Origin of the sequence: Thalassobius vesicularis (genome assembly GCF_004799325.1) — a bacterium.
Classification (GTDB): domain Bacteria; phylum Pseudomonadota; class Alphaproteobacteria; order Rhodobacterales; family Rhodobacteraceae; genus Thalassobius; species Thalassobius vesicularis.
In genome coordinates, this window is sequence record NZ_SSMD01000006.1 from 265359 (window position 1) to 274393 (window position 9035).

Sequence of the window (9035 nt, forward strand, 5' to 3'; positions counted from 1 at the left end):
TCACAACGGGTGCGATTTGCCACAGTGCCGGGCATTGGCGGGTCCGGTGCGTCAGCGCCCCTCGGCCTGGTCGATCAGGCCCTGCACCCAGCGGGTCACCAGCCAGTTCGCGGGAATGCCCAGAGGGATCGCCAAATACAGCGCGATCAGCGGGGGCATTGCGGGGATGCCCACCGCCTGCAGCATCAGGAACAGCAGGAAAAGGTTGATCGCAACCGCCCCCGCCGAGAACGGGTACAGCAGCAATTGCAGCCGGATCGGCGCCCGTTTAGTGGCTGGTTCCGTCCGAGAAGGTGATCTTGTTCCAGACATTGTATTTCCCCGAGGGCTTGCGCATCGGCAGGCGTTTCACCTCTTCCAGCGTTTCGGCATCATAGACGATGACAGCGCCGTCATCCTCCCAGATCGAGACAAGGGCGTATTTGCCGGTCTTGGTAAACTCGATATGGGCAACGGTCTTGCCCGGTGCCGGGTCCAGCGTCTTGACGATCTCCAGCGTTTCCTTGTCGATGACGTGCATCTTGTCCTTGTTCGGCCCGAAAAACACATCTGCCCAAACGTATTTCGAGTTTTCATGACTGCGCAGGAAGAACCCTGGCCCCAAGGTCTCGATCACTTTGACGATCGACCAGTCCTTGGTGTCGATCACGCTCAGCTTGCCTTCTTTCAGGTGCGGCGTGGCCATGACGTCATGACCTGCGCGCTGCCACGAGATCCCAGATCCAAGGTGGGGCATGCCGGGCAGGGGCAGTTCGGCGATTTCCTTGCCCGCATCCAGATCGACCACCACCCCACGGTCGCCCGCGCGGCTGGCCCCGATCAGCTTGCCGTAGTCCGGGGTGAAAAAGAAATCGTCCAGCGGTTCGTCCACGACGATCCGACGGCGCGCGAAAACGCCTTTTTCCTCGCCGGTTTTCGCATCCGCAAAGGGGCCGGCATCGTCCGAGGTTCCGATCTCCCAGATCTCGGGCGCGTCTTTCAGCGCCAGAATGAAGCTGCGCCGCTGCGGGGCCTGGTAGACCGCCGAAACCCGGCTGCTCTGGCCGTCCTGCGCCACGATTTCGCGCACGCTGGCGACGTGCAAATCCTCGGTCGACAGGATGGTCAACGTGTGCGGCAGGTAGTTCGCCACGGCCAGCCAGCGGCCATCCTCGCTCATCGCGATGTTGCGGCTGTTGACGCCGGCGCGGATGCGGCCGACCTCTTTCAGCGCCCAGATGTCGTATTTCTGCACCCAGCCATCGCGCGACATCACGAAGACATAGCGCCCATCGGGGCTGAACTTCGGCCCGCCATGCACGGCAAACGGGGTCGCAAAACGATCCAGCACCTCGAACGTGTCGCCATTCAGAACCGAGACATGGTGATCCCCGGTTTCCACCACCAGCGTGATGTTCATCAGGTCAGCCTCGAAGACAGGCTTCTGCACTGGCAGGTAATTCTCGGTCATCACGCGGCTGGCTTCGATCTCTGCAACGCCCCAGTCGGGAATATGCGCCAGCGGCGATGAAACATAAGCGGCCACCGCCTCGACCTCTTCGGCCGACAGCGTCGTGGCAAAGGCGGGCATCTGCGTGGCCACGCGGCCATTCGCGATGATCCCGCTCAGCGACTCGCCGCGCAAGCGCCCTAAGGCTTCGGGGATCAACGCCGGCCCGATGCCGCCCAGACGCGCCTCTCCGTGGCACGAGGCGCAAAGATCCATGTAGATGCCCGCGCCATCCGGGTCCGCCCAGGCGCCGCTTGCCGCGACCAGCCCGAACATCCCGGCCATCAGCTTCTTTCTGAATGAAATACTCCGGGGTCCGGGGCAGCGCCCCGGGGCTGCGGGGCTCGCAACACGGCGGCGGTCAGAAAAAACGGTGTTCGGGGTCATGGCTCTTGCCTCGGAATGGGGTCACGGTCAGCCGTTCAGCGTCGGTCAGGCCGATTTCGGCGTTCGAGAAATAGCAGGCCGGATCCTCGGCCCAGGGGTCGCCCGAGATCTGCAGCGCCCGGATGCGGGTATTGCCGCCGCAAACCTGTTTGAAGGCGCAGGCTCCGCAGCGGCCTTTCAGCGGGCGGGGGCGCTGGCGCAGCGTGGCCAGCATCGGGTCGTCGCCGGTCCACAGCTGGGTAAAGGGCGTCTGTTTGACGTTCCCGACCGTGTAGACCGACCAGTAGGTGTCGGGGTGGACCGTGCCCAGCGGGCTGATATTGGCAACACCCAGCCCCGAGGAATTGCCACCCCAGGCCTCCAGGTGCTTCTCTACGTGCTGCGCGCGGGCCTCGTCGAAATTCTTGCGGACCCATTTCAGGAAATAGACCGCGTCGGCGTCGTTGTTGCCGGTGACGATCTCCAGCGGCTGGTCTTCGGCGACGGCGATCCAGGCGCGGTCGATCAGCGTATCCATCGCACGGCGGGTGCGCAGGTGCTGGGTGTCGTCGCCCCGGTTCTTGTCGCCCCGGCCGCTATAGACCAGATGAGACAGGTAGAACTTGTCGATGCCTTCGCTGTCGCACAGGTCCAGCATGTCCTCCAGCATATGGGCGTTCTGCTCGGTGATGGTGAAGCGCAGGCCGACCTTGATGCCGCGTTTCTTGCATTCGCGGACGCCGGACATCGCCTCGGCAAAGGCGCCCTCCTGTCCGCGGAACCAATCGTTGAAGTCCTTCAGCCCGTCGATCGAGATGCCGACATAGTCAAAGTTCAGATCGGCCACGCGTGCGGCAGTGTCACCCACCAATTTCGTGCCGTTGGTGCTGAGTGCCAGGTAGCGGAAATCCAGCTGCCGCGCCCGTGTCGCCAGATCGAAGAAGTCGAAGCGCGACAGCGGCTCGCCGCCCGACAGGATCAGCGCGGGGATGCCGAAGCCGTTGAGGTCGTCCAGCACGCCCATCGCTTGTTCGTGCGTCAGCTCTCCGGGGAAATCGACGTCGGCCGAGGTGGTATAGCAATGGCGGCATTTCAGGTTGCAGCGCCGGGTAAGGTTCCAGATCACCACGGGTTTCACCGGGCCAGAGCCTCGGCGGCCACGGATCGGCGTGGGTTGGGTCAGCTCTCGCATGTATTGGGTCAGGCGGAACATTGTCAGGCTCCTTCGGCCAGGCGCATGCCGGTTTTTTTCAGGATGCGCGCGGAATAGAGAATGTCGCTGGTGCGGCAGGACGCGCCCAGCAGGGCCCGTACCTCGGTTCGGTGGGCCTCGACCGCGTCGCGGTCTGGGCCATGCAGCATGGCGAACAGGTTATACGGCCAGTCGGGCAGGGCGCGCGGCCGCAGGTAGCAATGGCTGACGAAGTCCAGCGCGCCGACCTGGGCGCCCAGCTCTTCGGCGACGGCATCGTCAACGTCCCAGACGCTCATGCCGTTGGCGACGACACCCAGCGCGTAGTGGTTGGGGGCGACGGCGATGCGACGGATCACGCCGCGGTCCTTCATTTTGGCCAACCGCTCGATCACCTCGGCCTCGGTCATATCCAGCCAGCGGGCGACCTCGGCATAGGGTTCGGCCACCAGGGGCAGGCCCGCCTGGGTCGCTGTCAGGATTTTTCTGTCGGTGGCGTCGATGCTCATGCGTGGACCCTGAACCCTATGAAGAACTCCTTGAGTTTCGGAAAGCGCAGAACCGTCAGCCCGGTTTCTGCCTCGATCCGGTCCGCCACCCGGTCGATCTGGCTGGCCTTATCGCAGGCCAGCACGAACCACATGTTCAGGCGGTGGATGCGCTCATAATTATGCGCGACCTCGGGATGCGCATTGACCAAAGTCATGACGTCTTCGAAGCGGTCCTCGGGGACGGCGATGGCGCACAGGCAGAACGCCCCGCCCATCGCGGCCGCGTCCAGAAACGGGCCAAACCGGGTGACCGCGCCGATGTCGCGCAGATGCGAAATGCGCGAGATGACCTCGGACTGATCCAGCCCCAGTTCCTCGCCAATCTCGGCAAAGGGGTGCGAGGACAGGGGGAAACCGTCCTGCAAGCGGTTGATGAGCACACGGTCAGTGCTGTCCAGCGCGTCAGGGGGAAGGGTGATGCGGCGCATGTCAGCCTGCCTTTCGGATTGGCTGATCCAGAACGGCGCCGGTCTGCTTGTAGCAATGCAACGAGTAGAGCGGCAGGTGGTCGATCCCGGCCAGTTCGGGCAGGGCGGCGGCGCTGCGCAGGGTTGCGTCGGCTTCGCTGCGGCTGCGGGCGTGGATCATCGAGTAGAGGCCATAGTCCCAGACACCCGGAACCGTGCGCCGCTGATAGCACAGCGTCACGCCGGGATGCGCGGCCAGCGCGGTGCCGGCGGCGATCATGCGGTCCTGGGGGACGTTCCAGACCACCATCGCGTTCGACGACCAACCGACCGAGCGGTGCCGGACGATCACCCCGATCCGCGTCAGGATCGCAGCGTCGAACAGCGTCTGGATTCGGTCGATCACCGCGTTCTCGGCCATGCCCAGGGTCTGAGCCAGCTTGGCGAACGGGGTCTGGCAGATCGGCATGCCCTGAGACAGGGCGTGCAGCAGGCCGCGGTCTTGCTCTTGCAGGACGCTCAGGTCCGGGTCGCGCTGCGGCGGCAGGCTGCGCTTGTCGCCGGACAGCGAAAAACCAAGGTCGATGTTGAACGGGCGCACAAGGCGCAAGTCCAGCACTTGCAGGCCGGTATCGCGGCGGATAGCGTCCAGCGAGGCTTCCAGCAGCGCCTCGTTCGGGGCGGTGTTGACGAACCACAGGTTCCAGTCGTTTTCGCGCAGATAGGAATGGTTCACGCCGGGTTCCTGGCTGACCCGTTGGGCGACGTCATGCAGCGCCTCGTCGGGGACGGCCATGGCCGCCAGGGTCGAGGCCCCGGCCGTGTTCGGGCGCACCGTTCCGCCAACACGGGCGATGCGGCCCTCGTTTTGCAGGCGAGTGAGGTGGCACAGCACCTCGTCCTCGGTGGCGCCGACGGTTTCCGCGATCTGCGCAAACGGGCGGTTCACCAAGGGAAAATCGCGCTGAAAGTCGTTCAACAGGGTCCGGTCAAGCTGATGCAGGCGTGAAATCATCGGTCATAATCCCGGCTGGTGGGCGCGCGCGGTGAAGAAAATGCCCGAGGGTGCCTGCGCGGCGATCTCGGCCTTTTTCTCGAAGGTGCGGGTGTCGTAGATGACGATCTTGTTCTCGTCGCGGACCGAGACCCAGGCCTCGGCGCCGCGCGGGGCGAACTCCATGTGCAGAACTGCCTTGCCGGGCTCCAGCGTCTTCACGACCTCATGGGTGCGGGTGTCCACGACCTGCACCACGCCGTTGCGCGGGGTGGCGAAGTTGACCCAGACATAGGGGCTGGCGGGTTGCGCGATGATGAAAACCGGCTGGCCGTGCACTTCGGTGGTGCCGGTGTCCTTCAGGGTTTCACGGTCGACCCAGAGCAGCCGGTATTGTCCGACCGCGGGCAGAACGAACTGCCCCTCGCTGAAGGCCCAGCCTTGCAGGTGGGGCATCTTGTAGACCGGCATATCCTCTTGGTCCTTGCCGTAATCATTGAGGAAACGGATGGGTTTGGGCGGGTCTTGCCACAGGTCGATGGCGGTGACGCCCTTTTCGCCGAACAGGCCGATCAGGTAGGTGTGCGCGTCGTCCGTCACCACGGCGTCGAACGGGTTCTTGCCGACATGGCCCAGGCTGGTCACGACCGGTTCGTCACCGGAAAAATCGCCCAGGTAAGCCTCGCCCGAGTCCCAGACCGACCAGATGAATCGGCGGCCCGGCAGATCGGCCAGACCGATCGTTTTGCCCGGCGCGGGGATGTCGGCCACCAGTTCGAGCGTGTCAGCGTCAAAGACCTTGACGCCGCCGGGGGTGTAGTTGGACACGGCGACCAGTTTGCCGTCGTCCGAAATCGCCCCGCCGATCGAGTTGCCCGCCTGTATGGTGCGGGCGACGATCTTTTGTTCAAGGATGTCCACCTTGCTGAGACCGCCATCGCGGCCAAAGACATAGGCGAAGCGTTCATCAGGGCTGTAGGTCATCGAGGCGTGGGACATGTCCCCCAAGCCTTCGATCCGGCCGACCGCTGCATGTTCGGAGCGATCGACAACCAGCAGCGATCCGGTCGCCCGTTCGATGATCAATCCCAGATCACCGGTCGAGCAGCAGGGCGTTTCCGCCAGCGCAAAGCAGGGAAGAAGGGCCAGGGCGGTTGCGGCAAGAAATCGTTTCATTGGGTCTGTTCTCTGTTCAGCAGGTAATCGGCGATCCAGAGCGCCTCTTCCTCGGTAATCAGGGGGCGCCAGGGGGGCATGGCGGTTTCGGGGACGCCATCCAGAATGATGGTGGCCAGCACCTCGCGGTCGGCGCCGTCCAGCGCCTCGCGGGTCAGGGGACTGCCCAGCCCGCCTTTCATCGTCAGGCCGTGACAGGACCCGCAGTCCTGAATGACCATGTGTTCCAGTTCAGCTGCACGCGGCTGCGCGATCTCGGCCCATACCGGCAGGGCCAGCGCGCAGGCAGCGACAGCGATCAGCGTGGCAGAACTAGGCATAGGCGGCCACCGCGTCTTGGGTTGCATGGGCCGCAACGACATCGGGATACAGCGACACGACGTGGCCGATGACCACAAGGATCGGCGCGATCAGGTCCGAGCGGTCCAGCGCGCCGGACAGTTGTCCCAGCGTCGAGACCAGCCGCTGTTCGCGCGGGGTGGTGGCCGAGGCAATCGCCATCGCCGGGATCGAGGCGGGCAGACCATGCGAGATCAACTCTCCGGCGATCTCCTCCATGTTCATGGCGCCCATGTAGACGACCAGCGTGGTGTCCTGATTGGCCAGGCTGGCCCAGTCCAGATCCAGCGTGGCGTCCTTGGCGCGGTGGCCGGTGACATAGCGAACACTGGTTGCCAGCCCGCGATGGGTCAGCGGCACGCCCGTCGAACAGGCCGCGCCTTGTGCCGAGGTGATGCCGGGCACGTATTCGACAGCGATACCATGCAGGCGCAGCTCGGCGGCTTCTTCGCTGCCGCGCCCAAAGATCAGCGGGTCGCCGCCTTTGAGTCGGACAACGCACAGCCCGCGGTTGGCCTCTTGCACCAGAATGGTGTTGATCTGGTCCTGCGGCACCTTGTGGCACTTGGGCATCTTGCCCACGTCAATCAGGCGCGCACCACGGGGGATCAGGCTCATGATCTCGGGAGAGACCAACCTGTCATAGACAATGACATCCGCCGATTGCAGCAGTCTCAGCGCCTTGAGGGTCAGCAATTCGGGATCTCCCGGACCTGCTCCGATGAGGTAAACTTTGCCCTCGGTCAAATCTTTCATGGCTTTGGCTTTCACGGTCTGCATGTCGGGAAACGGGAACGGTCCGGACGGGTCGTGATGGGCGACTCGGATCCCAGTGAAATTGCGGGCTGCAAACAGGTTTGCAGAAACCCCCCGCATCGCTGGGTGAATCGGAGGACCACGGGCGTTCTCCATTTCGGGTTAAGGCTGGAGGCAATCTGCGCAAGGACGCTCTGGGCTTCCTTGACTTAAGTTAAGGAAGCCAGAGACGGTTCGGACTTTGGTCAGGGAAACACCCGTCAGCGCATGTCGCTTCTCGGGCGGTGGGGGTGGTTTAGCAGCGCCCAGAGTCCCAAAAAGAGGCTTCGGAAATGGTTTTTGCTTCGGTTCGTCGTCTGTTTTCCGCCGGATATCGGGTTTTCTTTCTGGCTGCGGGACTGTTCGCCATCGTCAGCATGGCGCTCTGGCTGGGCTGGTTCGCTGCACAGGTCTACGGGCTAAACACCGATCCGTTCCAGCACATGACGGCCCCCTATCTGTGGCACGCGCACGAGATGATCTTTGGCTACGGCAGTGCCGCGATCGCCGGGTTTTTGCTGACCGCCGCGCCGAACTGGACCAACTCTCGCGGCGCGCCGGCACGGTTTTTCGTCATCGCCTCGGCCATCTGGTTTCTGGGGCGGCTGGTGATGTGGGCAGCACCCGGCTTGTCGGCAGGGGTGGTGGCGCTGGTCGATCTGACCTTTGTTCCGATCATTGCGGTCAGCATCGCGGCCATGCTGTTGAAGCGGTTCAATCCCCGTCAGTTTCTGATCGTCGTGGTGATCGCCCTGTTCTGGGTCGGCAATCTGTTCATGCATCTGGACTGGTTGGGCCTGGTCGAGCAATCGGCAGACGCGGGCATTCGCATCGGGCTGTTGGCCCTGGCTGCGCTGATCCAGATTCTGGGCGGGCGCGTGACGCCAGCCTTTACCCGCAACGCGATGGTGCGCACCGGGCGCGATGATAACCTGCCCAGGACACCCATGCCACTGGCCGTGATCTCGATCCTGACCGCCATCGTCGCCGTGCTGGCTTATATCGTGGGCCTGCCCGAATATGTGGTCGGTGCGCTGTGCCTGTTGGCAGGCGTCACCGGATTGGCGCGGCTGGCCTTGTGGCAGGGTCTGTGGACGCGCGGCCAGCCAATCCTGTGGACCCTGCACCTGTCCTATGGGCTGAACGGCCTGGGGTTGATCGCTTTGGGTGCCGCGTTCCTTGGGCTGGGGTCCGAGGTCGGCGCCTTGCACCTGTTGGGCATCGGTGGCGTTGCCGGGATGACCATATCGGTGATGTCTCGCGCCGCGATCGGCCATTCCGGGCGGCCCCTGATCGCCCCCGCGCCGGTCGCTCTGGCCTATGCGTTGGTGCCCGTTGCGGCCGCAGTGCGATATGCCGCAACCGTCATGCCCGGGCTCTATGAAATGGCGATTCTGGTGTCCGGTGGGCTCTGGCTGCTGGCCTTCTGCCTCTATGTTGTCGGTCTGTGGCGCGTGTTTTTCGGCCAAAGATACCGCGAAAACGCCGCCTAGGCCGCATATCCGCCCCTCCGGTTGACTTTCGTTAAGGAGCGACTCGGCTGCGACCCGCATGACTTCTGTCACCAAAAACCAACAACCACTCGAGGGAAGGAATGGCGCGATGCGCGAAGTCATGACCAAGAGCATGGCCCGGAACATATTTTATGGCGGGTCGTTGTTCTTCATATTGATATTTGTGGGTCTAACGGCCCAGTCACATCGTTACATCGTGAAGGAGTCGACGG

At 63.7% G+C, this 9035-nt stretch carries 10 protein-coding genes and 1 pseudogene; 2 read left to right on the plus strand and 9 right to left on the minus strand.

Annotation, left to right across the window (positions count from 1 at the left end; genetic code table 11):
• Nucleotides 1-51: 51 nt before the first annotated feature.
• The 9 genes from E7681_RS14055 to cobA all read right to left on the minus strand — a co-directional run bounded on the left by E7681_RS14055 (nt 52) and on the right by cobA (nt 7270).
• Entirely contained in the window at nt 52-246 is a 195-nt protein-coding gene (locus E7681_RS14055; protein WP_342777062.1) for a hypothetical protein, read from the minus strand.
• 22 nt (nt 247-268) lie between these two features.
• Nucleotides 269-1774, minus strand: a complete 1506-nt coding sequence (locus tag E7681_RS14060; RefSeq protein WP_136339932.1) for a nitrite reductase — start codon at nt 1772-1774, stop codon at nt 269-271.
• Between the two features lie 76 nt (nt 1775-1850).
• Complete coding sequence (gene nirJ / locus E7681_RS14065; RefSeq protein WP_136339933.1) at nt 1851-3068, minus strand: heme d1 biosynthesis radical SAM protein NirJ; 1218 nt, start codon at nt 3066-3068, stop codon at nt 1851-1853.
• 2 nt (nt 3069-3070) lie between these two features.
• Nucleotides 3071-3556 (minus strand): siroheme decarboxylase subunit beta, encoded by a 486-nt coding sequence (gene ahbB, locus E7681_RS14070; protein WP_136339934.1) that lies wholly within the window; start codon nt 3554-3556, stop codon nt 3071-3073.
• Nucleotides 3553-4026 carry an Lrp/AsnC family transcriptional regulator gene (locus E7681_RS14075; protein ID WP_136339935.1) on the minus strand — a complete coding sequence of 158 codons (474 nt, stop codon included), beginning with the start codon at nt 4024-4026 and terminating at the stop codon, nt 3553-3555. The genes ahbB (E7681_RS14070) and E7681_RS14075 overlap by 4 nt, the downstream gene beginning before the upstream one ends.
• A gap of 1 nt (nt 4027) precedes the next feature.
• A complete protein-coding gene (ahbB, locus tag E7681_RS14080; RefSeq protein ID WP_136339936.1) occupies nt 4028-5020 on the minus strand; it encodes a siroheme decarboxylase subunit beta in 993 nt (330 codons plus the stop codon).
• Nucleotides 5021-5023: 3 nt separating this feature from the next.
• Nucleotides 5024-6175, minus strand: a complete 1152-nt coding sequence (locus E7681_RS14085) for a cytochrome D1 domain-containing protein (protein ID WP_136339937.1) — start codon at nt 6173-6175, stop codon at nt 5024-5026.
• Complete coding sequence (locus tag E7681_RS14090; RefSeq protein WP_136339938.1) at nt 6172-6495, minus strand: c-type cytochrome; 324 nt, start codon at nt 6493-6495, stop codon at nt 6172-6174. The genes E7681_RS14085 and E7681_RS14090 overlap by 4 nt, the downstream gene beginning before the upstream one ends.
• Nucleotides 6488-7270, minus strand: a complete 783-nt coding sequence (cobA, locus tag E7681_RS14095; protein ID WP_136339939.1) for a uroporphyrinogen-III C-methyltransferase — start codon at nt 7268-7270, stop codon at nt 6488-6490. Before cobA ends, E7681_RS14090 begins: the two co-directional genes overlap by 8 nt.
• Nucleotides 7271-7602: 332 nt before the next feature.
• On the opposite strand from cobA, the gene E7681_RS14100 reads away from it, so the two are divergent.
• Nucleotides 7603-8802 (plus strand): NnrS family protein, encoded by a 1200-nt coding sequence (locus tag E7681_RS14100; RefSeq protein ID WP_136339940.1) that lies wholly within the window; start codon nt 7603-7605, stop codon nt 8800-8802.
• 109 nt (nt 8803-8911) lie between these two features.
• Nucleotides 8912-9035: pseudogene (locus E7681_RS19145) on the plus strand (c-type cytochrome); the annotation flags it as partial.

Excerpts from the sequence above, each read along its gene's own strand:
- ahbB (WP_136339934.1), bottom strand. The coding sequence starts at position 3,556 with ATGAGCATCGACGCCACCGACAGAAAAATCCTGACAGCGACCCAGGCG.
- E7681_RS14085 (WP_136339937.1), bottom strand. The coding sequence starts at position 6,175 with ATGAAACGATTTCTTGCCGCAACCGCCCTGGCCCTTCTTCCCTGCTTT.
- ahbB (WP_136339936.1), bottom strand. The coding sequence starts at position 5,020 with ATGATTTCACGCCTGCATCAGCTTGACCGGACCCTGTTGAACGACTTT.
- nirJ (WP_136339933.1), bottom strand. The coding sequence starts at position 3,068 with ATGTTCCGCCTGACCCAATACATGCGAGAGCTGACCCAACCCACGCCG.
- cobA (WP_136339939.1), bottom strand. The coding sequence starts at position 7,270 with ATGAAAGATTTGACCGAGGGCAAAGTTTACCTCATCGGAGCAGGTCCG.
- E7681_RS14075 (WP_136339935.1), bottom strand. The coding sequence starts at position 4,026 with ATGCGCCGCATCACCCTTCCCCCTGACGCGCTGGACAGCACTGACCGT.
- E7681_RS14100 (WP_136339940.1), top strand. The coding sequence starts at position 7,603 with ATGGTTTTTGCTTCGGTTCGTCGTCTGTTTTCCGCCGGATATCGGGTT.
- E7681_RS14090 (WP_136339938.1), bottom strand. The coding sequence starts at position 6,495 with ATGCCTAGTTCTGCCACGCTGATCGCTGTCGCTGCCTGCGCGCTGGCC.
- E7681_RS14060 (WP_136339932.1), bottom strand. The coding sequence starts at position 1,774 with ATGGCCGGGATGTTCGGGCTGGTCGCGGCAAGCGGCGCCTGGGCGGAC.